Source organism: Pantoea sp. X-Soil-OKNW-713, from assembly GCF_059730685.1.
In genome coordinates, this window is sequence record NZ_AP035995.1 from 3030042 (window position 1) to 3052376 (window position 22335).

Sequence of the window (22335 nt, forward strand, 5' to 3'; positions counted from 1 at the left end):
CTAGCTTTATCATCCCTTAAAAGCCAGTCAAAGCGCTCTTGGTGGCGAAAACTCTGAAAAAGAAACGGCAGGTCGGTTGCCCTGACCTGCCGTTGATTTTCAAGATTACGAATTACTCTTCTTCATCCGCATCTGGCGCGTCATCGTCGTTATCGACTTCCGGCGTGATATCGTCATCGCCTTCCGCCACACTGCCGTCGATGGAATCCAGTTCTTCTTCTTCCACCGGTTCAGCAACGCGTTGCAGACCCACCACGTTTTCATCTTCTGCGGTACGAATCAGAATCACACCCTGGGTGTTACGACCCACCACGCTGACTTCCGACACGCGGGTACGCACCAGGGTACCGGCATCGGTGATCATCATAATCTGATCGCTGTCTTCCACCTGCACCGCACCGACCACCGGTCCGTTGCGTTCGGTGACCTTAATCGAGATCACACCCTGCGTGGCACGGGATTTGGTCGGGTATTCGCTGTTGGCAGTACGCTTACCGTAACCGTTCTGCGTCACAGTAAGGATGGCGCCCTCTTCACGCGGCACAATCAGCGACACCACTTTGTCGCCTTCGGCCAGCTTGATACCACGAACGCCCGAAGCAGAACGTCCCATTGCACGCACTGCCGACTCGGCGAAGCGCACCACTTTACCGGCGGCTGAGAACAGCATGGTTTCGTCGCTACCGTTAGTCAGCGCCACACCGATCAACTCATCGTCTTCACGCAGGTTGATGGCGATGATGCCGGCACTACGTGGGCGGCTGAACTCCTGCAACGCCGTTTTCTTCACGGTACCGTCAGCGGTCGCCATAAAGATGTTGAAGCCTTCGGTGTATTCACGCACCGGCAGAATGGCGGTGATACGCTCGTTGGCTTCCAGCGGCAGCAGGTTGACGATTGGACGTCCACGCGCGCCACGGCTGGCTTCCGGCAACTGATAGACCTTCATCCAGTAGAGACGGCCACGGCTGGAGAAGCACAGAATGGTGTCGTGGGTGTTAGCCACCAGCAGACGGTCGATAAAGTCTTCTTCTTTAATACGGGCTGCGGATTTGCCTTTACCGCCACGACGCTGGGCTTCATAGTCCGACAGCGGCTGGTATTTGACATAACCCTGATGCGACAGCGTCACTACCACATCTTCCTGATTGATCAGGTCTTCGATGTTGATATCGGCGCTGTTGGCGGTGATTTCGGTACGACGTTCGTCACCGAACTGATCGCGCATCGCCACCAGTTCTTCGCGGATCACTTCCATCAGGCGCTCAGCGCTTTGCAGGATGTGGATCAATTCCGCGATTTGGTCGAGCAGCTCTTTATATTCATCAAGCAGCTTCTCGTGCTCCAGGCCGGTCAGTTTCTGCAAACGCAGATCCAGAATCGCCTGAGCCTGTTGTTCCGTCAGGTAATACTGACCGTCACGGATACCGAATTCTGCTTCCAGCCACTCCGGACGCGCCGCGTCATCACCAGCACGCTCCAGCATGGCAGCCACGTTGCCGAGATCCCACGCCTGAGCGATCAATCCGGCTTTCGCTTCTGCCGGGGTCGGCGCGCGACGGATCAGCTCGATAATCGGATCGATGTTGGCCAGCGCAATCGCCAGACCTTCAAGGATATGGGCACGGTCACGCGCTTTACGCAGTTCGAAAATGGTACGACGTGTCACCACTTCACGACGATGGCGGACAAAGGATTCCAGAATCCCTTTCAGCGTCATGATCTTCGGCTGGCCCTGATGCAGCGCCACCATGTTGATGCCGAACGAAACCTGCAACTGCGTCAGCGAGTAGAGGTTATTCAGAACCACTTCACCCACAGCATCGCGTTTGATTTCGATGACGATACGCATGCCGTCTTTGTCAGACTCATCACGCAGCGCGCTGATGCCTTCAACACGCTTCTCTTTCACCAGCTCGGCAATCTTCTCGATCAGGCGCGCTTTGTTCACCTGATAGGGAATTTCGTGAATGATGATGGTTTCGCGGCCGGTTTTGGCATCGGTTTCCACTTCGCCACGGGCGCGGATGTAGATTTTGCCGCGACCGGTACGGTAAGCCTCTTCGATACCACGGCGACCATTGATAATGGCGGCGGTCGGGAAATCAGGTCCCGGAATGTACTCCATCAGCCCTTCAACGCTGATGTTTTCATCGTCGATAAAGGCGAGGCAGCCGTTAATCACTTCCGTCAGGTTGTGCGGCGGAATGTTGGTCGCCATACCTACGGCGATACCGGACGAACCGTTCACCAGCAGGTTAGGAATTTTGGTCGGCAGGACTTCAGGGATCTGCTCGGTGCCGTCGTAGTTCGGCACGAAGTCGACCGTTTCTTTCTCCAGGTCAGCCAGCAGCTCATGGGAAATCTTCGCCATACGCACTTCGGTGTAACGCATAGCTGCGGCGGAGTCGCCGTCGATGGAGCCGAAGTTACCCTGACCGTCAACCAGCATGTAACGCATGGAGAACGGCTGCGCCATACGGACAATGGTGTCGTAGACGGCGGAATCACCGTGGGGGTGATATTTACCGATAACGTCACCGACCACACGGGCGGATTTTTTATAGGCTTTGTTCCAGTCGTTACCCAGTTCGCTCATGGCAAAAAGCACACGGCGGTGCACCGGCTTCAGGCCGTCACGGACATCGGGTAAGGCTCGGCCAACGATGACCGACATGGCGTAATCGAGATACGAGTTTTTCAACTCTTCTTCGATATTGACCGGTGTAATTTCTCTCGCAAGGTCGCTCATGGAGCCGCTATCCCTCTACATAATCCCGGAATTCAAAGGTGCGAAAGTATATCACATTGCTTACATGGGGTGAATGTTAAGCGCGGTTTAATGCGGCTTTTCCTTCGTTCTGAGAGGTGCGCAGGCCGCGCTTAAGCGTTTATACTGAAGCCACATTTTGTCTGGAGTCATGATTCAATGAATGAACAACCGCAGGAAAGCCGCCAGAACGTCGATCACAACGAAATTGCCAAGTTTGAGGCAGTCGCATCGCGCTGGTGGGATTTAGAGGGTGAATTCAAGCCGTTACACCGGATTAATCCCCTGCGTCTTGGCTGGATTGCCCAGCACAGCAACGGCCTGTTTGGCAAAAAGGTGCTGGATGTCGGCTGCGGCGGCGGCATTCTGGCAGAAAGCATGGCGCGTGAAGGTGCCGATGTCACCGGGTTAGATATGGGGGCAGAACCGCTGGAAGTGGCGCGTCTGCATGCGCTGGAAAGCGGTGTCAGCGTCAATTACGTCCAGCAAACGGTGGAAGATCACGCCGCCAGTCACGCCGGTGCATATGATGTCGTCACCTGTATGGAGATGCTGGAGCATGTGCCCGACCCACGTTCGGTGGTACTGGCCTGCGCGCAACTGGTGAAACCAGGCGGCGAAGTATTCTTCTCCACCATTAACCGCAACCCCAAAGCCTGGCTGCTGGCGGTGTTCGGTGCCGAATATGTGATGCGCATGGTGCCGCGCGGCACCCATGACGTGAAGAAATTTATCCGTCCAGCCGAGTTGCTGAACTGGGTGGATGAAACCCCGCTGCGTGAACAGGGGATGATTGGTCTGCATTACAACCCGCTGACCAACCAGTTCCGCCTGGGACGCGGGGTGGATGTGAATTATATGGTGCATACGCATCGTCAGATGTAATGGCACCTTGCGCGATGAATCGCGCCGCTACAATTTGTTCTCAGCCCTGTAGCGGCGCGATTTATCGCGCGTAAGACAAACTATTCCGGGAATATCCCGTTAAACACCGTTTTCTTTCTCGGCTCGGACATCAGCGCCTCCAGCGCTTCAACACAGGCGAGATAGTGCGGTGTTTTTTTATGCGCCAGCACCGCCGCTTCATTGGCGTAAGCTTCGTAAATAAAAAAACGCGTCGGCACGTTGCTATCCTGCAACACATCAAAACGCATGTTGCCCGGCTCCTGCACCGCGCCTAAATGATTTTCGCGAAAAACCCGTAGAAATTCGTCGATACAGTCAGGTTTGACGTTAATCTCAACCAAAGTGACTTCCATTCGCCTGCTCCTTAAAAATCGTAGTTATCGATGTTGTCTTTGGTAAATACCACCCGCTCCGGCAACAGCACGATGCCGTTGTCTTTGGCCTCATAATTGTAGCCTTGCACGCTGTTGTCTGAGACTGTCACTTTCCCCACGCCGGGCACCTCCAGGGTATCGCCCGGATTAAGGTTGCCCTTCAGCAGTTGGTTGGCAACCGCGATAGAGATTTTGCCCTGCTTCACCACGTCCCACAGGCCAAACTGTTGCACCGTACCGCGTTTGACATAAGGCCGCATCACGTTCGGCGTACTGAAGCCGACAATGGTGACATTCTTGCGCCCGAGGTTTTCCGCCGCCTGCGCCGCTGCCGGTAACGCATTGGCATCCGGGGCGATAATCGCATCCAGATCGTTCCAGGATTTCAGAATACCCTCGGCGGTTTGCAACGATTTGGTGGCATCGTTATAACCGTACTGCGTGGTGACGATCTCCCAATTCGGATGATCTTTGGCAATCTTCGCTTTGGCTTCTTTAACCCACTGGTTTTGGTCCGTCACCGTTGGGCTGGAGTAGAAAAACGCCACCTTCGCTTTGTCCTTCTTCACCTGGCTGGCCGCCATATCCACCAGCATGCCGCCCAATTGCGTCGGTGTGCCCTGATTAATGTAAATCGAGCGGCATTCCGGTTTGGTATCTGAATCCCAGGTCAGCACCTTCACGCCACGTTGCATGGCGCGTTTCAATGCCGGACACAGCCCGTCCGGTGAAACGGCCGCCACCACAATGGCGTTGTAACCCTGATTGACGAAGTTGTTGATCATCTGAACCTGGCCGGAGACGCTGGGTTCGGTCGGGCCGTCGTAAGTCACATCTACCCCGAGGGCCTTACCCGCGTCCGTGGCCCCTTTGCCACCGCTGGTGAAATAGCCCACGCCCACCAGTTTCGGGATAAAGGCGATTCGCTCGGCTGCCTGCACGCTAAAGCTCACGCCGAGCACACAGCAAAGCGCCAGTGATAAACGCTGCATTTTCATGATTTTTACTCCTGGTAAGATGTGCGTTCCCGCGTGAAGCGTGCACGCAAGCGCCGGCTAAGCTGGCGCACAATGCCTGGATTCAGGCTCCAGGAGCGTCCGATCACCGCAAGAATCAACAAGGCACCCGCAAGCGCACTGCTGACCTGACTCGACACTCCCACCATTTGCAAGCCCTGCTGCAAAAAACCAATCACCAGCGTCGCCAATGCGGTGCCCAGCACCGAACCTGCTCCGCCGTAAATATTTGCCCCGCCCAGCACCACCGCGGTGATAGCAGGCATCAACAAGGGGGCGCCGAGATCGGCACGCGCCGAGCCAAAATAGGCACTCATCACCGCCGCCGCGATGGCGGATGCCAGGCCAACCAGGCTGTAGAGCAGCAACAAGGTGCGATTCACCGGCAGCGCGCCGTACCGTGCCGCACGCAGGTTCTGCCCCAGCAAAAACACATAACGCCCGGTACGGGTGCGATGCATCAGCAACCAAAACACCAGACACAACAGCGTAAATATCAGCAAGGGCATGGGGATACCGAGCGGGGTGAGATTGGCTAAATCGGTAAAGGTCGCCGGAAAGTCTCCGATGCCTTCAAAACCGGTCGCCCCGACCAGACCAGAGAGCAGCAACGCGCCGCCGCCGTAGAGATAAAGGGTGCCAAGGGTAATCACCAGCGGGTTGACGCCGGTCCACAGAATCAGGGCACCGTTGAGCCATCCACACAGGCTGCCGAGCAGCAACGTGCACAACAAGGCGACAGGCAACGGCCAGTGACTCTGCAACATGATGCCGAGGGCGATGGCACACAAGCCGGTGACCGCCGCAAAGGAGATATCGATACCCCCACTGACAATCACCAGCGTCAGCGGCAACGCCACAATGCCGACGGTGATAAAATCGCTGGTGCTGAACAGTAAGGTGTCGATATTCAACATCCGGGGGTTGGCCCAGCCGAACAGAAAAATCTCCAGAACCAACAGCAGCGCCAGCGCCCCTTCCCAGTTCAGATAGCGTTTCATTCCGTCGCTCCCCGGCGCGTCGCCGATGTCGATGTGGCTTTAGCTGCGCTTTTTTTTCGCACCGGGGGCGTTAAAAAACGCGCATAGCGCTGACGATGTAAACGGCGCGCCAGCGCCTGACGTAAACGCCCATCAATCACCAGCACCAGCAACAACACCAGGCCAGAGATAAAATCGTTCCACCAGGCGGGCAGCCTGAGCAACACCAGCACGCTGTCGATTTGCGTCAGGAACCACGCGCCAAGTACCGCTCCCAACAAGGTGCCGGAACCTCCCAGCAGGCTTACGCCACCGAGCACGCAGGCGGCAATCGCTTTCATCTCCATGCCGGTGCCGGTTTGATTGGGTACAAAGCCAATTTGTGCGGCAAACACCATCCCGGCCAGCGCCGCCATCGCCCCGTTGACGGTAAACGCCAGCAGGCGAACCTGATGCACCGGTACGCCTAACTGACGCGCCCCTTGCAGGTTATCGCCAGTAGCGTAAAAGTTACGACCTGCCGCGCTGCGGGCGAGGAATACCATCATCACCACGGCAATCAGCAGCACCATGATCCCCAACGGGGACAGGCCGCCAAACAGCGGTACGGCCAGGGTTTTCAATTGCTCGGGCAGCCCTTCAATCCATTTCCCGCCGGTCAGGAGCAACATCAGGCCACGGTACAACCCGAGGGTACCGAGCGTGGCGACAATTGCCGGGATGCGCAACCCAACCACCAGCACGCCGTTAAACAACCCGGCCAGCATACCGCTGGCCAGCGTCAGTAAGCAGGCCAGCGGCAACGCCATCCCCTGATTCAGCAGGATGCCCAGCACCGCCGCGCACAACCCCATAGTGGAACCACTGGAGACGTCGATGTTGCGCGTCAGCAGGACCAGCGTCGCCCCCATCGCCAACAGGATGGCGATCTGCGCACTGCCAAAAATCATCCCCACCAGTTGCAGACTGGCAATTTGCCGATCCAGCAACCACGGCAGCAGAAACAACAGCAGGGTCGCCAACAACGTGCTCAGTTCACGGTGGGTTTGCAGATATTTCAGCATCAATGTTCTCCTGCCGCCTGAGCGTGGCGTCCCCAGGCCATCTGGATAATATTTTCAGCGCTGACCGCCGACTGCGTTAATTCGCCGACCCACTCGCCGTGATGCATCACCACCACGCGATCCGCCAGTTGCGCCACTTCATCCAGATCCGAGGAGATGATGATCAAACCAATCTGCTGCGCCACTACCGAGCGCAGCAACTGATAAATGTCAGCGCGGGCCGCCACATCCACCCCGCGCGTCGGTTCATCGACGATCAGGACTTTTGGCATCGCTTCCAGGCAATTTGCCAGCAGCAGCTTCTGCTGATTGCCGCCGGACAGGGTGCGCGCCAGTTGGTCACAGCGGCTAAATTTGATGCCCAGCGCTCGCTGGTAACGCGTCAGTACCGCCCTCTCCTGCGCAGGTCGCAGCCACCAGTTACGGCGCGGCAGGGTTAACGCGGTAACGTTCCACGCCAGCGGAGCATCCGGGTAGAGGCCGGAGGTTTGCCGATCTTCGGGCAGGTAAACCAGCCCGGCGCGCAGCCGTTGCGCCGGCGACATTGCCAGCAGCGATTGTTGCTGCAAATGCGCCGATCCACTGCTGGCCGGACGCAAGCCATACAGGGTTTCCGCCAGCTCGGTGCGTCCGGCACCGACAATGCCTGCCAGCCCGAGGATTTCTCCCGCCTTCACCTGGAGAGAGATCTCGCGGAAGCCTTCACCGCTCAAAGCCTCCACCTGCAACAACACCTCACCTTTGCGGCCCGATGGCGAATTACCTGCCTGCAACCACAGTTGCTGTTCCGCGCTGAGCGGCGGCTGTCGTTCTGGTGGCATCATCGCGGCCACCAGCGCGTCATCATTAAGGACGTCAATGTTGTTGTGCAGCACCACGCAACCATCGCGCATTACGCTAACCTGATGTGCCAGCGCGCGGATTTCCGGCAGCTTGTGGGAAATAAACACCACGCCAACGCCTTGCGTGGCGAGCTGGCGGATCAAACGAAACAACCGATCGGTTTCTACCGGCGTGAGTGAGGCGGTGGGTTCATCGAAGATCACCACCCGGGCGTCACGCATCAGACCACGCAAAATCTCGACCTGCTGCTGGTCAGCCACGGCCAGGGAGCCAGCCTGCGCATCCAGCGGCAGCGTGCTGCCCATCTGATCGAGTAAACGTTGCAGTTTCTGCTGATCGGCCTGCGCACGCGGCAGGCGAAACAGGATGTTTTCCCGCACCGTCAGACTGGGAAACAGCAACGGCTCTTGCGGCACCAGATAAATGCCGCGTTGATGCGCTTTGGCAGGGGTCATCAGGGGAAGAGTCTGCCCGGCGAGCAGGATCGTGCCGCTATCCGGCTGTTCAATTCCGGCGATGATCTTCATCAGCGTTGATTTGCCTGCGCCATTCCCCCCCAGCAGCGCATGGATTTGCCCTGCATGCAGTTGAAAATCGATGCCCCGCAATACCGGCACGCCGGAGAAGGCCTTACTCACTCCGGTGATTTGCAACAGCAGGCTGCTCTGCCCCATCACGACTCCCGTTACGAACAAATGATTTTTAAAACACATTATGTTCACAATCCTGGATAAGCTTTTTCGATAAAACTCTCGCAGCGGTCACAGATTGTTATTTCGCCATGATGGCGCGTATGATTGTGGCTGACTTGTTGAGCGAACTGCCAGCAAGGTCACATTTTCTTTACGACTCCGAACGAACAATTGATTTACTTTTTATAAAGTGTTCATCATGAAAAGCGATCTTAACCCGGCAACGGGTCTGACTGTGGAACACAGTATGAGTGAAGAAGAGCTACTGGCGCGTACCGCCTGGTTCTATTACCACGACGGACTGACACAGAACGAAATTGGTGAGCGGCTCGGTTTGACGCGCCTGAAAGTGTCGCGCCTGCTGGAAAAAGGCCGTCAGTCGGGCGTGATCCGCGTCCAGATCAACTCCCGTTTTGAGGGCTGTCTGGCGCTGGAACATGCGCTGTTTGAGCGATTTAACCTTAAGCAGGCCCGGGTGCTGCCGCAGCTCGATAGCCCCAACCTCAGTCAGCGTCTGGGCGTGGGGGCGGCACAAATGCTGATGTCGCTACTCCAGCCGCAGCAACTGCTGGCGGTGGGATTTGGCGAAACCAGCATGAACACGCTGCAACATCTGAGCGGCTTTATCGCCTCGCAGCAGATCCGCATGGTGACGCTGTCCGGCGGCGTGGGGCCGTATATGACCGGGATTGGTCAGTTAGATCCGGCGTGCGGCATCAGCATTATCCCCGCGCCGCTGCGCGCTTCCAGTGCCAGCGTTGCACAAATTCTGCGCCACGAGCGCAGCGTGCAGGACGTAATGCTGACCGCCTGTGCCGCTGATGTGGCGATCGTCGGTATCGGGGCGATCGGTCAACGTCAGCAGGCGACAATTTTGCGCTCGGGGTATATCAGCGAAGGTGAGCAATTGATGTATGGCCGTAAAGGCGCGGTGGGCGACATCCTCGGCTACTTTATGTGTCATGACGGGCAACTGGCTGAAGCGATGCCCATCCATGATGAATTGATTGCCGTTAGCCCTGACGAGCTGGCGACGATCCCCACCGTGGTCGGAGTGGCCGGTGGTGCAGAGAAAGCCGAAGCGATTATTGCCGCGCTGAAAGGCAAACGCATTAATGCTCTGGTGACTGAAGAGGGAACAGCCCGCGCGATGTTGGCGTTATTGTCGTAGCCCTGCGGCGGGGTCGATCCGGTCAGATTTTTGCAGGAGTTACTGAGATGACGATATCCCACGCCCCGCATTTAATGGCGCTCGACGCCGGTACCGGCAGCATTCGAGCCGTGATTTTTAACCTGCAAGGCGAGCAGGTTGCCGTCGCACAAGCGGAATGGCAGCACCTTGCCTTGCCCGATGTGCCCGGATCGATGGAGTTTGATCTGGCAAAGAACTGGCAGCTCGCCTGCCAGTGCATTCGCCAGGCGCTGCACCAGGCGCAACTGCCTGCCAGCGCGATTCGTGGCGTGGCCTGTTGCTCAATGCGTGAAGGTATCGTGCTGTATAACAAGGCCGGTGACGCCATCTGGGCCTGTGCCAACGTCGATGCCCGTGCCAGTCGCGAAGTCAGCGAACTGAAAGAGATCCATCACGGCGAGTTTGAGCGGGAGATCTACCAATGTTCCGGGCAGACATTGGCGCTTGGCGCGATGCCGCGTTTGCTGTGGCTGGCGCACCATCGACCGGATATTTATCGTCAGGCTTCCACGCTGACGATGATCAGCGACTGGCTGGCGAAATGCCTGAGCGGCGAACTGGCCGTTGATCCTTCCAATGCCGGTACCACCGGTTTGCTCGATTTATACACCCGCAACTGGCGTCCCGATCTGCTTGAGATGGCGGGTCTGCGCGGCGATCTCCTGTCACCGGTAGCGGAGACTGGCACACCGATCGGAGCGATCACCGCCGAAGCAGCCGAGGCGTGTGGGCTGCGGCAAGGGACGGTCGTCGCCGTGGGTGGCGGTGATGTCCAGCTCGGTACGTTGGGGCTGGGTGTCGTCAACGCCGGAGAAACTGCGGTGCTGGGCGGCACATTCTGGCAACAGGTGGTGAACCTGCCACAGCCACAGGTCGATCCGGCGATGAATATTCGCATCAACCCCCACGTCATTCCGGGGATGGCGCAGGCTGAAGCCATCAGCTTTTTTACCGGACTGACCATGCGCTGGTTTCGCGATGCTTTTTGTAGCGAAGAAAAATTGCTGGCAGAGCGGTTGGGTGTCGATTGTTACAGCCTGCTGGAAGAGATGGCGGCGCGCGTTCCGGCAGGTGCCTGGGGAGTGATGCCGGTGTTCTCCGACGCCATGCACTTCAACAAGTGGTATCACGCCGCCCCCTCGTTTATTAACCTTTCTATTGACCCTGAACGTTGTAATAAACAAACCCTGTTCCGCGCGTTAGAAGAGAATGCCGCCATTGTCTCAGCCTGTAACCTCGACCAGGTAGCTGCCTTTTCAGGCGTACGTGCGCCGCATTTGGTGTTTGCTGGTGGGGGTGCCAAAGGCAAGCTGTGGAGTCAAATCCTGAGCGATGTCACCGGCCTGACGGTAAAAGTGCCCCAGGTCAAAGAGGCCACCGCGCTGGGCTGTGCGATTGCGGCGGGGGTGGGAGCCGGGCTGTACCCCAATCTGGCGGAGACGGGGCGTGATTTGGTGCGCTGGGAGCGGGAGTTTACCCCCAATGCGACTAACCATGCTTTGTATCAACAGCAAAAGACCGTGTGGCAGAAAGTGTATGCGGATCAGCTGGCGTTAGTGGATAACGGGCTAACGACTTCGATGTGGAAAGCGCCGGGGTTGTAAAAGAAGTGCGCGATAAATCGCGTCGCTACGAATGGGTGCACACGTCGGAGCGGCGCGATTGATCGCACAAAACTGCATCTTAATTTCATAAAAACTTCATAAGAAAAACCAGAAAAGTCCGACTACGCGTAGCTTATGCTGCCATTTTTTCACCAGAAATTTGGCTTGCCGGAGAGGATTGCATAAGAAATACGCGCTCGATCAAGTTCTGAAAAAAATCTCCAATTTGGTTGACACGGGGTCGGGCCTTATAAGACAAGGCCTAAGAAATTTCGCAAAAATTACAACCCCTCGATACATCATTTTTTCCTCTTGTTAACCCGCGTTAAAATACTAAAATATGCCTCCATGTAGTTATGACTTCCCCCTTCAGCCCCTAGATGTAGTGTTTATCCACAACATTATTCACAATGAATATGCTGTGTATAAACCGGGGTTTCTTTTAATTTTTGGATACTCACGCAAAGGTAAAAACGCGACATGAACCAAAGTCTGCTCGTTACTAAACGCGATGGCCGCCAGGAGCGCATTGATCTCGACAAAATTCACCGGGTACTGGACTGGGCAGCCGAAGGTCTGAACAACGTCTCAGTGTCACAGGTTGAGCTGCGTTCCCACATTCAGTTCTATGATGGGATTCGAACTTCAGATATTCATGAGACCATCATCAAGGCCGCTGCAGACCTTATTTCTCGCGATGCCCCGGATTATCAGTACCTTGCCGCACGCCTGGCGATTTTCCACCTGCGTAAGAAAGCCTACGGCCAGTTTGAGCCGCCAGCGCTTTACGATCAGGTGGTTAAAATGGTCGAGATGGGCAAATACGATCGCCATCTGCTGGAAGACTACAGCAAAGCAGAGTTCGAGCAGATGGACAGTTTTATCGACCACTGGCGCGATATGAACTTCTCCTATGCCGCCGTCAAGCAGCTGGAAGGTAAATACCTGGCGCAGAACCGCGTTAGCGGTGAAATCTACGAAAGCGCGCAGTTCCTGTACATTCTGGTCGCAGCATGCCTGTTCTCAGGTTATCCGCGTGATACACGTATGGATTACGTCAAACGTTTCTATGACGCAGTCTCGACCTTCAAAATCTCGCTGCCGACGCCAATTATGTCTGGCGTGCGTACCCCGACCCGTCAGTTCAGCTCTTGCGTGCTGATCGAGTGCGGCGACAGCCTGGATTCCATTAACGCCACCTCCAGCGCGATTGTGAAATACGTTTCGCAGCGCGCCGGTATCGGTATCAATGCCGGTCGCATTCGTGCGCTGGGTAGCCCGATCCGTGGTGGTGAAGCGTTCCATACCGGCTGTATCCCGTTCTACAAACACTTCCAGACCGCCGTGAAGTCCTGCTCGCAGGGCGGTGTGCGCGGTGGTGCCGCTACCCTGTTCTACCCGATGTGGCATCTGGAAGTGGAAAGCCTGCTGGTGCTGAAAAACAACCGTGGTGTTGAAGGCAACCGCGTGCGTCATATGGACTACGGCGTGCAGATCAACAAGTTGATGTATCAACGCCTGCTGAAAGGTGAAGACATCACCCTGTTCAGCCCGTCTGACGTACCGGGCCTGTACGACGCGTTCTTCGCCGATCAGGACCAGTTCGAGCGTCTGTACACCACCTACGAAAAAGACGACAGCATTCGTAAGCAGCGTGTCAAAGCGGTTGATCTGTTCTCGCTGATGATGCAGGAACGTGCCTCCACTGGCCGTATCTACATCCAGAACGTTGACCACTGCAACACCCACAGCCCGTTTGATCCGTCCATCGCGCCGGTACGTCAGTCTAACCTGTGCCTGGAGATCGCCCTGCCGACCAAGCCGCTGGACGACGTTAACGACGAAAACGGTGAAATCGCCCTGTGTACGCTGTCAGCGTTCAACCTCGGCGCGATTGATAGCCTCGACGATCTGGAAGAGCTGGCGATTCTGGCGGTACGTGCGCTGGATGCCCTGCTCGACTATCAGGATTACCCAATTCCGGCCGCGAAACGCGGTGCGATGGGCCGCCGTACCCTGGGTATCGGCGTGATTAACTTCGCCTACTATCTGGCGAAAAACGGCGTGCGTTACTCTGATGGCAGCGCCAACAACCTGACGCATAAAACCTTCGAAGCGATTCAGTACTATCTGCTGAAGGCGTCGAACGAGCTGGCGAAAGAACAAGGTGCCTGCCCGTGGTTCAACGAAACCACTTATGCGCAGGGCATTCTGCCGACCGATACCTATAAAAAGGATCTCGACAGCATCTGCAACGAACCGCTGCACCTCGACTGGGAAACGCTGCGTGAGTCGATCAAAACGCACGGTCTGCGTAACTCAACGTTGTCGGCGCTGATGCCGTCAGAGACGTCATCACAGATTTCGAACGCCACCAATGGCATCGAGCCGCCGCGCGGCCACATCAGTATCAAAGCGTCGAAAGACGGTATCCTGCGCCAGGTGGTGCCGGAGTATGAGCGTCTGAAAGATCAGTACGAACTGCTGTGGGAAATGCCGTCTAACGATGGTTACCTGCAACTGGTTGGTGTGATGCAGAAGTTTATCGACCAGGCGATTTCGTCGAATACCAACTACGATCCGAGCCGCTTTGCTAATGGCAAAGTACCGATGAAGCAGCTGCTGAAAGATCTGCTGACCGCTTACAAGTTTGGCGTGAAAACCCTGTACTACCAAAACACCCGTGACGGTGCTGAGGATGCACAGGACGATCTGGCCCCCTCCATTCAGGACGACGGCTGCGAAAGCGGCGCTTGTAAGATTTAATCAGAGGCGGAGCTGCGGCTCCGCCCACATTTGGACATCCCTATGGCTTACACCACATTCTCACAAACCAAGAATGACCAACTGAAAGAGCCGATGTTTTTCGGTCAGTCGGTTAACGTTGCCCGTTTCGATCAGCAGAAATATGACATCTTTGAAAAGCTGATTGAGAAGCAGCTCTCCTTCTTCTGGCGTCCGGAAGAAGTGGACGTGTCGCGCGATCGCATCGACTATCAGGCGCTGCCGGATCACGAAAAACACATTTTTATCAGCAACCTGAAATATCAGACGCTGCTGGACTCGATCCAGGGTCGTAGCCCGAACGTGGCGCTGCTGCCGCTGATCTCCATCCCGGAGCTGGAAACCTGGGTGGAAACCTGGGCGTTCTCTGAAACCATCCACTCACGTTCCTATACCCACATCATCCGCAATATCGTTAACGATCCGGCGCTGGTGTTTGACGATATCGTCACAAACGAGCAGATCCTTGCCCGTGCGCAGGATATCTCCAAGTATTACGACGATCTGATTGAGATGACCAACTACTGGCATCTGCTGGGTGAAGGCACCCATCAGGTCGCGGGTAAAACCGTGACCGTGGACCTGCGTTCGCTGAAGAAACAACTCTACATCTGCCTGATGAGCGTCAACGCGCTGGAAGCAATTCGCTTCTACGTCAGCTTCGCCTGCTCGTTTGCCTTTGCCGAGCGTGAGCTGATGGAAGGTAACGCCAAAATCATCCGTCTGATCGCCCGTGACGAAGCGCTGCACCTGACCGGCACCCAGCATATGCTGAACCTGATGCGTACCGGCGAAGATGATCCGGAGATGAAAGAGATTGCAGCCGAGTGCCGTGACGAATGCTATGACCTGTTCAAGAAAGCAGCCGAACAGGAAAAAGAGTGGGCAGAATATCTGTTCAGCGGCGGTTCAATGATTGGCCTGAACAAAGACATTCTGTGCCAGTACATCGAGTACATCACCAACATCCGTATGCAGGCGGTCGGTCTTGACCTGCCATTCCAGACCCGTTCGAACCCGATTCCGTGGATCAACAGCTGGCTGGTGTCTGACAACGTGCAGGTGGCACCGCAGGAAGTTGAAGTCAGTTCCTATCTGGTCGGCCAGATTGACTCGGAAGTGGGCGAAGACGACTTTAACGACTTCCAACTCTAAGTATGAGCCGTTCCGTTGTTATTCTGCGTAGCTCCGGCACCCGACTGGAGTGCGCAGAAGATCATCCCAATCTGCTGGCAACCCTCGAAGCGCATAATGTCTGCGTCGAGTATCAGTGTCGTGAAGGCTACTGTGGTTCTTGCCGTATGCGTTTGCTGAAAGGTGAAGTGCAGTACGCCGAGACACCGCTGGCGTTTATTCAGCAGGGCGAGTTTCTGCCCTGCTGCTGTAAAGCCAACGGCGAGATTGAGATCGAGCTGTAGCGGCGCGCTTTATCGCGCAATCCGTGCGCCTGACGGAAAAAGCCGCGCGATAAATCGCGCCGCTACAACCGAGCCTGTTTTGGCTAGAGCCTCACCGTTTCCAGCACATCAATCCAGCCGTGTCCGGTGCTGACTTCGCTGCCATGCAACCAGCGGCGCAGCATATTCATAGCCATCATCGCCACCACTTTCTGGCGGATCTCGCGGTTATGGCGTCCGTGGTTGAACTTCACCAGTTGGCCCCAGCTGGCCTCCGGGGTGTGCAATGAAATCGCCACCTCTCCTTCGCGTAGCGTGCCGACCGCCAGCCCAACCTCAGCCTGCTGCTGAGCCGCGAACTCACGCAGACGTTGCACCTGCTGCTCCAGGCTTTCCGTCTGTTCCGGCAACACATTACCGGCACGCAACGGCACCTCGGCTGATGCCAGTTGCCATTGCAGCAATCCGGCGGTATAGGATTCACTCACGGCCAACGTCAATTCACGCGCCGCCAGTTGTTGCGCCAGCCACGCCGGTAATCCTTCTGTGCCTTCAAAAATGGTGCATTCCGCCAGCAGCAGTTTGACCTGCTGCCACACCTGCTCCATCGCCACCCGCTGGCTGGCCGGGCCGGTCAGTTTAATTTCAATAATTGGCATTGAGGAGCGATACCCCATCACCACGCCTTCCGGCAGGGCTAGCGGCTCCAGTTCCGCCGCTATATCACTTTCTCCGCGCCCGAAAGTGGTGAGACGCAGGCACAGGGGCGGTTCGGGTAGGTCGAAACGCGCTTTCAGACGCGGCAGGATCTCCTGCTCCACCATCACCTTAAACTCGGAAGGTACACCCGGGGTGAAGAATATCCAGCAGCAATTGAGTTGCAGCGCGAAACCACAAGCGGTGCCCACCGGGTTATCGATCAATTCCGCATTGGCGGGGATCTCCGCCTGTTTACGGTTGCTCGGAGCCATGACTCGCCCACGACCGGCAAACCAGGCCTCCATCTTTTCCAGCCACTCCTGATGCAGCACCAAATGACTGTTGCTGGCGGTTGCTGCCGCCAGCGCGCTGAGATCATCACTGGTCGGGCCGAGGCCACCATTCACAATCAGCACATCAGCAACCTGGCTGCGGCTCTGTAGCGCCTCCACCAGCGATGGCAGTGCATCGCCTACTGTGCTGCGGCTGGTCATGGGTAAGCCATGCTGGAATAACACATCAGCCAGCCAGGCGGCGTTGGTATCGACAATCTGCCCGTGTAACACTTCATCGCCCGTCGAGAGCATTTCAACTCGTATCACGTTTATTCTCCTTTATCCCTGTCGGTTTAATGTAGAAAGCGGGCGAGAGAAACACAATCGCTGTCGATGCGGTTTGGGGTATTTCAGGGGGAGGACGGGCGCGATGAGTACGCGCCCGATAATGATTAGCGGCGGGCCAGCAGCAATCCTAAGAACAGACCGGCGGCGGCACCAATACCAATGCCCTGCCAGGGTTTGTCGTGCACATACTCATCGGCACGGTAAGCAGCTTTTTTTGCCCGATAGTAGTAACTGTCGGACGCCTGGCTGACGCGAGACTTCACCTCTTCCAGCGCCTGCTCCGCTTTGCTTTTCAGTTCGATATATTTTTGATCGGCCGGATCGCCAGACGAACGCAGCACCTCTTCCAGCGTTTCGGTCAGCAAAGCCAAATCATCATCAAGACGAGTTTCAAATTGATCGGTGGATGACATTACGTAGTTCCTCCATGTATTTAACTTACCTGTCGGTTAACTATAGTCACTAAACGCCCGTTCGGGGCAAGCAACGGCCAGGAATCGCCCGAGTTTCGTCGGCAAAGGGTAAAGATATGAAATCTGCTTCGCTTCTATGATTTATCTGATAAATTTCTTCGGACTGAATTTTTTCATTCGGCGACTGTCGTAATCCCCTGTAGCCTGACGCTATCAGGTCTGAAATGCGTGCATGATGCACGGCAGTCACCTTAAACCCGAGCAGCTAAGGATTAGATTTCTGGCATGAATCGTAGAAAGTTTATGAAAGCGTCCATGGCCCTCTCTGCCCTGAGTGGTATGACGGGTCTGTCCACGCTGTTTGCACAGTCCGCCTGGGCCGCAGATGGCATTGCCGACGGTACTGCGGTTCGCTTCGATTTCGATGTACTGAAAAAGAAAGCTGCCGCACTGGCGAAGCAACCCTGGGGCGGCGCGCCAGGCCCGCTACCGGACACCCTGGCCAATCTGACGCCACAGGCCTATAACGCCATTCAGTATGACGCCAACCATTCGCTGTGGAACAACATCCCCAACCGCGAACTGGATGTACAATTCTTCCATGTTGGTATGGGTTTTAAACGCCGTATCCAGATGTTCTCCGTGGATGCCGCCAGCCGTGAAGCGCGTGAAATCCACTTCCGCCCGGAGTTGTTTAACTACAACGACGCCAACGTTGATACCAAACAACTGGTTGGCAAAACCGATCTCGGCTTTGCCGGTTTCCGCGCCTTTAAGAAACCGGAACTGGCGCGCCGCGATATCGTCTCTTTCCTCGGTGCCAGCTACTTCCGCGCCGTGGATGAAACCTACCAGTACGGTCTGTCCGCCCGTGGCGTAGCGGTGAACACCTTCAGCAACGGTCATGAAGAATTCCCGGATTTCACCGCCTTCTGGTTTGAAACCCCGAAAGCCGAAGACACCACCTTTGTGGTGTATGCCCTGCTGGACGGTGCCAGCGTGACCGGTGCCTATAAATTCACTATCCACTGCGAAGCCAAACGCGTGGTGATGGAGGTGGAAAACCACCTGTTTGCCCGCAATGATATCCGTCAGTTGGGTATCGCGCCGATGACCAGTATGTTTAGCTGTGGCACCAACGAACGCCGCATGTGCAACACCTACCACCCGCAAATCCACGACTCTGACCGTCTGGCAATGTGGACCGGCAACGGTGAATGGATTGCCCGCCCGCTGAACAACCCGCAGCGTTTGCAGTTCAACGCTTATCAGGATGAGAACCCGCGCGGTTTTGGTCTGTTGCAGCTCAATCACGACTTTAAGGATTATCAGGATGTGATTGGCTGGTACGACAAACGTCCAAGCCTGTGGGTTGAGCCGATTGGCAAATGGGGCAAAGGGGCCATCAACCTGATGGAAATCCCCACCACCGGCGAAACGCTGGATAACGTGGTGTGCTTCTGGCAACCGGAAAAACCGGTGAAAGCCGGTAGCGAGTTCAACTTCCAGTACAAACTTTACTGGAGCGGCCTGCCACCGGTACGCAGCGGTCTGGCGCGTGTGGATGCCACCCGTACCGGCATTGGCGGTTTCCCGGAAGGTTGGGCGCCAGGCGAGCACTTCCCGGAGCAGTGGAGCCGTCGCTTTGCCATCGATTTCGTCGGGGGCGACCTGAAAGCCGCTGCACCGAAGGGGATCGAACCGGTGATTACCGTGTCAGCGGGCACCATCAAGCAGGTCGAGATTTTGTATGTGGAGCCGATCGATGGCTACCGCATCCTGTTTGACTGGTACCCCAACAGCGATTCCACCAAGCCGGTGGATATGCGTCTGTTCCTGCGTACCAAAGACGAGACACTGAGCGAAACCTGGCTGTATCAATACTTCCCGCCAGCGCCGGATCAGCGTAAATACGTTGACGATCGGCAGATGACGCCGGGCTGATAAACATGGCGAGGTGAGAACCTCGCCATTATTTTTTGGAAACCGCGCCGCTACGAAGTTGTGCGCGACATATCAATATGCGGGATATCGTCTTCGAGATAGATATCACTCACCGCCACAAAGCCATGCCCGGCATAGAACGATTGCAGATGCGCCTGCGCTGAGAGGAACGGCGAATGCTGCGGCCAGTGCTGCTGGCAGCTCTGCAAAGCCTGCGTCATTAAGCGATTGCCGAGATTGATTCCCCTGGCGCGACTGGAAACAATCACCCGCCCAATCTTCACCGGACTTTGCGCATCGGCAGGCGATAAAATACGTGCATACGCCACCAATTCGTCACCCAGCATGCCCAGCAGATGGCGATTTTCCGCTACCAGATCCTGTCCATCGACATCGAGATAGGGACAATTTTGTTCCACTACAAAGACTTCACTGCGCAACGCCAGCAACGCATAAAGTTGTGGCACCGTTAAATCGCGGTGATGAATATCCAGCCAGTTAATATCCATGATCATTTCCTTCCATAGCGGCGCGATTTATCGCGCAGGTTTTATGAAGCCGAAAAATAAATCAACAACGTCGTTGTTGTAAGGCGAAACCGGTAAAGAAGGCGCACAATAGCGCCGCCATCCACGGCAGGCCATGCAGCGTGACTGACATCGCTAATCCCCCCAATGCCGGGCCAACAAAGGCACCAATCCCCCACGCCACCGACAGCACCGCATAGGCTGCCGCCAGTTCCGAACCCTGAAAGCGCTGCCCCACCAGCGTGATGATCACCGTATAAATGCCGACAAATACCCCTCCCCAGCAGAACAACAGCAAACGCGCAAGCCACAACGATTGCAGTGCCAGCGGCCAGGCAAGCGCGCCCAGGGTCGACAACGCAGCCAGCCAGACAATCAGATGATGGCGATCCATACGATCGGCCAGCCAACCGATCGGCAACTGCAACAGGATCGCACCGACCAGTAAAATGGTGATCAAGGATGTCGCCTGCGCTTCAGACCAGCCAAGATTGATGGCGTAAAGTGCCAGCAGATTCATACCAGCCGCTTCCAGAGCCGCGTTGAGGATGGTCGCCGACAGTGCCAGAGGTAACAATCGCAACCAGCGTGAGAAACTCCGTGACACCCCCTGTTCCGCACTGAAACGCAGTTTACCGCTGCCGAGCAGCGCCAGCGCCGCAATGGCCGACAAGGCGGCCCCGGTAATAAACGCGCCATCCCCGCTGCCCTGCAAGGTCAAGATAAAAGGACCGAGCGCAAACCCTGCCGATAACATCGCGGTGTAGGTTGCCAGCATCTTCGCGCGATTGCTTTCCACGCATTGTTGATTGAGCCAGGTTTCCGTGACCACCAGAATCACTTCGGAAGCCATACCAAGCAGCAGCCGCAACAAGAAGCTGCTGGCAATCGGTAGCAAAGGAAAAAAGATTAACAGCAGCATTGAGGCCAGCAGTGCGGTGATCAGCAATGCTTGCGGCGAAAAACGGCGGCAAAGTGCTGGCAAGGCAGGGGCGATAATCAGCACGCCTGCCGCATGCATCGCCGCATTGATGCCAATCAGCGTTTCACTATAGCCAGCCGCCGAGAGCCTGAGTGCAATCAGTGGTGCGCTTAAGCCATAAGTCAGACCAAAGATAGTGATCGCGACAAGGATCATTACGCTGTTTCGCGTCATTTGATCACACTGCGCGATGGCGTCCGTTTTTGCTGCCATAACGCATGGCGTAAGCACAGGCTACGCCACAGACGAACCGGCCAGAGCGAGCTGGGCTGTGGCTCAATGACACGGTGCAGCAACCGGACATAATCCAGCACCAGTCCAGGCGTCCAGGTCATCTCCTCCGCCCTGCCGCGTACGACCCCCAATAACCAAAAGTTGGGATCGCTAAACAGTCGCAATCCGGCATAGGGTTTTCTGGCGAGGACGCCCTCAATCGCGACATCTAATGCCTGAATCACGGCAGAAGAACAGTTGCGCGCGGTCAGGTTGTAGGTACTGTCCAGGCGGTAACTGTGCCAGAAATTATGTAATGCCTTGAAATTATAATGGGTAAACAGAATTTGTTTATCAGGGGCGCACCAGTCAGCGACCTCCAGCGTAAGGGAGGCAAGGAAACGTCCGGCTACATCATTGTGTTCCCCGGAACGCAGCACCGCGCGGAAGTTACTGCTGTCGCGATCAATATCATCCAGCGGATAGTGGCTGATATACAGATCCTCGCCCGCTTCCATCGCCGCATGGCCGGTTGATATCACGCCATGTTGATCGACGGCGGCAATATAACGATTGATTAGCTGGTAACTCTCGCGCAGCCTGACTGATCCCAACGGGGTCCAGACGTAGACTTTTAATGGCTGAGCGGGTGGTCGGTGGGGAAATGGCGGATGGACGTATTGGCTGCTGTGCCATTGCCGCAATCCCCCGACTTTAAACAGCGGTAGCGTGGTGACGGTGCTGTTATCCGTCAACAAATTCGCCTGTCGCGCCATTTGTAGCAGCGTGGTGCCGATACTCAGCAACAGCAACGCGAAACATAGGGGCACGGCGATGTGATGATGAAACGGCCAGTCGCTGAGGATCAGAATACTGATAAACCACTCGACAACCCCGGTCAGGCACTGCTTACGCCAGCGCCAGCCACGCAATACCACAGCAGCCGCAATACGAAACAGGCCATCGACCATAAACGCGATGCCAAACAGCACTGCCGAAACATCATTGTTGTCCTGGGGAATATTGAGGATCAGAAAACCGATAAACCATAATCCCAGCGCTTTCAGTAGGGTCAGCCCGTCAATACGCATTTCGCGGATAAACGCGAACGTCATCTGTACCAGACCTTCGATGATAAAAAATATCGCCAGCAGATCCAGCGGCACCGAAAGCAGGCCGTCGCTACTGATGTCATAGAGGATTAATGCGGACAAAATCAGCAAGGCTGAACCCACTAAAGCCAGCCAGTACCAGCGTCTGCGGATCACCTGAGCACCGGTGAGCAAAAATATCAACTTGATCACAAGGCCTC

At 56.0% G+C, this 22335-nt stretch carries 18 protein-coding genes; 7 read left to right on the top strand and 11 right to left on the bottom strand.

Annotated elements, in window-relative coordinates:
* Window positions 1-112: 112 nt before the first annotated feature.
* Window positions 113-2752 carry a DNA topoisomerase (ATP-hydrolyzing) subunit A gene (gene gyrA / locus AC6I8R_RS14200; protein ID WP_021185050.1) on the bottom strand — a complete coding sequence of 880 codons (2640 nt, stop codon included), beginning with the start codon at window positions 2750-2752 and terminating at the stop codon, window positions 113-115.
* Between the two features lie 177 nt (window positions 2753-2929).
* On the opposite strand from gyrA, the gene ubiG reads away from it, so the two are divergent.
* A complete protein-coding gene (gene ubiG, locus AC6I8R_RS14205; protein ID WP_021185051.1) occupies window positions 2930-3655 on the top strand; it encodes a bifunctional 2-polyprenyl-6-hydroxyphenol methylase/3-demethylubiquinol 3-O-methyltransferase UbiG in 726 nt (241 codons plus the stop codon).
* Between the two features lie 80 nt (window positions 3656-3735).
* Here the strand turns inward: ubiG and lsrG are convergent, their stop codons facing one another.
* The 5 genes from lsrG to lsrA are packed head-to-tail and all read right to left on the bottom strand — an operon-like array spanning window position 3736 to window position 8627.
* Entirely contained in the window at window positions 3736-4029 is a 294-nt protein-coding gene (gene lsrG, locus AC6I8R_RS14210) for a (4S)-4-hydroxy-5-phosphonooxypentane-2,3-dione isomerase (RefSeq protein WP_415174165.1), read from the bottom strand.
* 11 nt (window positions 4030-4040) lie between these two features.
* Entirely contained in the window at window positions 4041-5048 is a 1008-nt protein-coding gene (lsrB, locus tag AC6I8R_RS14215; protein ID WP_415174164.1) for an autoinducer 2 ABC transporter substrate-binding protein LsrB, read from the bottom strand.
* A gap of 5 nt (window positions 5049-5053) precedes the next feature.
* On the bottom strand, window positions 5054-6067 hold the full coding sequence (gene lsrD, locus AC6I8R_RS14220; protein ID WP_415174163.1) for an autoinducer 2 ABC transporter permease LsrD: 1014 nt from the start codon (window positions 6065-6067) through the stop codon (window positions 5054-5056).
* A complete protein-coding gene (gene lsrC / locus AC6I8R_RS14225; RefSeq protein WP_497832498.1) occupies window positions 6064-7110 on the bottom strand; it encodes an autoinducer 2 ABC transporter permease LsrC in 1047 nt (348 codons plus the stop codon). Before lsrC ends, lsrD begins: the two co-directional genes overlap by 4 nt.
* Window positions 7110-8627 carry an autoinducer 2 ABC transporter ATP-binding protein LsrA gene (gene lsrA, locus AC6I8R_RS14230; RefSeq protein WP_415174161.1) on the bottom strand — a complete coding sequence of 506 codons (1518 nt, stop codon included), beginning with the start codon at window positions 8625-8627 and terminating at the stop codon, window positions 7110-7112. The genes lsrC and lsrA overlap by 1 nt, the downstream gene beginning before the upstream one ends.
* Window positions 8628-8844: 217 nt before the next feature.
* On the opposite strand from lsrA, the gene lsrR reads away from it, so the two are divergent.
* The 5 genes from lsrR (at window position 8845) to yfaE (ending at window position 15643) form a co-directional block, all read left to right on the top strand.
* Window positions 8845-9816, top strand: a complete 972-nt coding sequence (gene lsrR, locus AC6I8R_RS14235) for a transcriptional regulator LsrR (RefSeq protein WP_497832499.1) — start codon at window positions 8845-8847, stop codon at window positions 9814-9816.
* A 47-nt stretch (window positions 9817-9863) separates the two neighbouring features.
* On the top strand, window positions 9864-11441 hold the full coding sequence (gene lsrK, locus AC6I8R_RS14240; RefSeq protein ID WP_021185058.1) for an autoinducer-2 kinase: 1578 nt from the start codon (window positions 9864-9866) through the stop codon (window positions 11439-11441).
* A 480-nt stretch (window positions 11442-11921) separates the two neighbouring features.
* Window positions 11922-14207, top strand: coding sequence for a class 1a ribonucleoside-diphosphate reductase subunit alpha (nrdA, locus tag AC6I8R_RS14245; protein ID WP_021185059.1), 2286 nt, complete (start codon window positions 11922-11924; stop codon window positions 14205-14207).
* A 42-nt stretch (window positions 14208-14249) separates the two neighbouring features.
* Window positions 14250-15380 carry a class Ia ribonucleoside-diphosphate reductase subunit beta gene (gene nrdB / locus AC6I8R_RS14250; protein WP_021185060.1) on the top strand — a complete coding sequence of 377 codons (1131 nt, stop codon included), beginning with the start codon at window positions 14250-14252 and terminating at the stop codon, window positions 15378-15380.
* Window positions 15381-15382: 2 nt separating this feature from the next.
* Window positions 15383-15643, top strand: coding sequence for a class I ribonucleotide reductase maintenance protein YfaE (gene yfaE, locus AC6I8R_RS14255; RefSeq protein ID WP_021185061.1), 261 nt, complete (start codon window positions 15383-15385; stop codon window positions 15641-15643).
* Between the two features lie 83 nt (window positions 15644-15726).
* Here yfaE and AC6I8R_RS14260 read toward each other — a convergent pair whose 3' ends face one another.
* Both AC6I8R_RS14260 and elaB read right to left on the bottom strand, forming a co-directional pair.
* Window positions 15727-16923, bottom strand: a complete 1197-nt coding sequence (locus AC6I8R_RS14260; RefSeq protein WP_497832500.1) for a nicotinamide mononucleotide deamidase-related protein YfaY — start codon at window positions 16921-16923, stop codon at window positions 15727-15729.
* A 125-nt stretch (window positions 16924-17048) separates the two neighbouring features.
* Complete coding sequence (elaB, locus tag AC6I8R_RS14265) at window positions 17049-17357, bottom strand: stress response protein ElaB (RefSeq protein ID WP_013509869.1); 309 nt, start codon at window positions 17355-17357, stop codon at window positions 17049-17051.
* A 285-nt stretch (window positions 17358-17642) separates the two neighbouring features.
* Here elaB and AC6I8R_RS14270 point away from each other — a divergent pair, with 285 nt between their 5' ends.
* The gene (locus AC6I8R_RS14270; protein WP_208723922.1) at window positions 17643-19301 is read left to right on the top strand and encodes a glucan biosynthesis protein D; all 1659 of its coding nucleotides are present in this window, start codon (window positions 17643-17645) and stop codon (window positions 19299-19301) included.
* Between the two features lie 50 nt (window positions 19302-19351).
* Here the strand turns inward: AC6I8R_RS14270 and AC6I8R_RS14275 are convergent, their stop codons facing one another.
* The 3 genes from AC6I8R_RS14275 to AC6I8R_RS14285 all read right to left on the bottom strand — a co-directional run bounded on the left by AC6I8R_RS14275 (window position 19352) and on the right by AC6I8R_RS14285 (window position 22327).
* Window positions 19352-19810, bottom strand: coding sequence for a GNAT family N-acetyltransferase (locus AC6I8R_RS14275; RefSeq protein WP_497832501.1), 459 nt, complete (start codon window positions 19808-19810; stop codon window positions 19352-19354).
* A gap of 61 nt (window positions 19811-19871) precedes the next feature.
* The gene (locus tag AC6I8R_RS14280) at window positions 19872-20984 is read right to left on the bottom strand and encodes an MFS transporter (RefSeq protein WP_497832502.1); all 1113 of its coding nucleotides are present in this window, start codon (window positions 20982-20984) and stop codon (window positions 19872-19874) included.
* Complete coding sequence (locus AC6I8R_RS14285) at window positions 20981-22327, bottom strand: HdeD family acid-resistance protein (RefSeq protein WP_415174155.1); 1347 nt, start codon at window positions 22325-22327, stop codon at window positions 20981-20983. Before AC6I8R_RS14285 ends, AC6I8R_RS14280 begins: the two co-directional genes overlap by 4 nt.
* Window positions 22328-22335 lie beyond the last annotated feature (8 nt).

Coding starts and splice junctions, on each gene's coding strand:
- lsrR (WP_497832499.1), top strand. CDS start 8,845: ATGAAAAGCGATCTTAACCCGGCAACGGGTCTGACTGTGGAACACAGT.
- nrdA (WP_021185059.1), top strand. CDS start 11,922: ATGAACCAAAGTCTGCTCGTTACTAAACGCGATGGCCGCCAGGAGCGC.
- AC6I8R_RS14280 (WP_497832502.1), bottom strand. CDS start 20,984: ATGACGCGAAACAGCGTAATGATCCTTGTCGCGATCACTATCTTTGGT.
- lsrC (WP_497832498.1), bottom strand. CDS start 7,110: ATGCTGAAATATCTGCAAACCCACCGTGAACTGAGCACGTTGTTGGCG.
- elaB (WP_013509869.1), bottom strand. CDS start 17,357: ATGTCATCCACCGATCAATTTGAAACTCGTCTTGATGATGATTTGGCT.
- lsrK (WP_021185058.1), top strand. CDS start 9,864: ATGACGATATCCCACGCCCCGCATTTAATGGCGCTCGACGCCGGTACC.
- AC6I8R_RS14270 (WP_208723922.1), top strand. CDS start 17,643: ATGAATCGTAGAAAGTTTATGAAAGCGTCCATGGCCCTCTCTGCCCTG.
- gyrA (WP_021185050.1), bottom strand. CDS start 2,752: ATGAGCGACCTTGCGAGAGAAATTACACCGGTCAATATCGAAGAAGAG.
- lsrA (WP_415174161.1), bottom strand. CDS start 8,627: ATGGGGCAGAGCAGCCTGCTGTTGCAAATCACCGGAGTGAGTAAGGCC.
- ubiG (WP_021185051.1), top strand. CDS start 2,930: ATGAATGAACAACCGCAGGAAAGCCGCCAGAACGTCGATCACAACGAA.
- lsrG (WP_415174165.1), bottom strand. CDS start 4,029: ATGGAAGTCACTTTGGTTGAGATTAACGTCAAACCTGACTGTATCGAC.
- nrdB (WP_021185060.1), top strand. CDS start 14,250: ATGGCTTACACCACATTCTCACAAACCAAGAATGACCAACTGAAAGAG.
- lsrB (WP_415174164.1), bottom strand. CDS start 5,048: ATGAAAATGCAGCGTTTATCACTGGCGCTTTGCTGTGTGCTCGGCGTG.
- AC6I8R_RS14275 (WP_497832501.1), bottom strand. CDS start 19,810: ATGGATATTAACTGGCTGGATATTCATCACCGCGATTTAACGGTGCCA.
- lsrD (WP_415174163.1), bottom strand. CDS start 6,067: ATGAAACGCTATCTGAACTGGGAAGGGGCGCTGGCGCTGCTGTTGGTT.
- yfaE (WP_021185061.1), top strand. CDS start 15,383: ATGAGCCGTTCCGTTGTTATTCTGCGTAGCTCCGGCACCCGACTGGAG.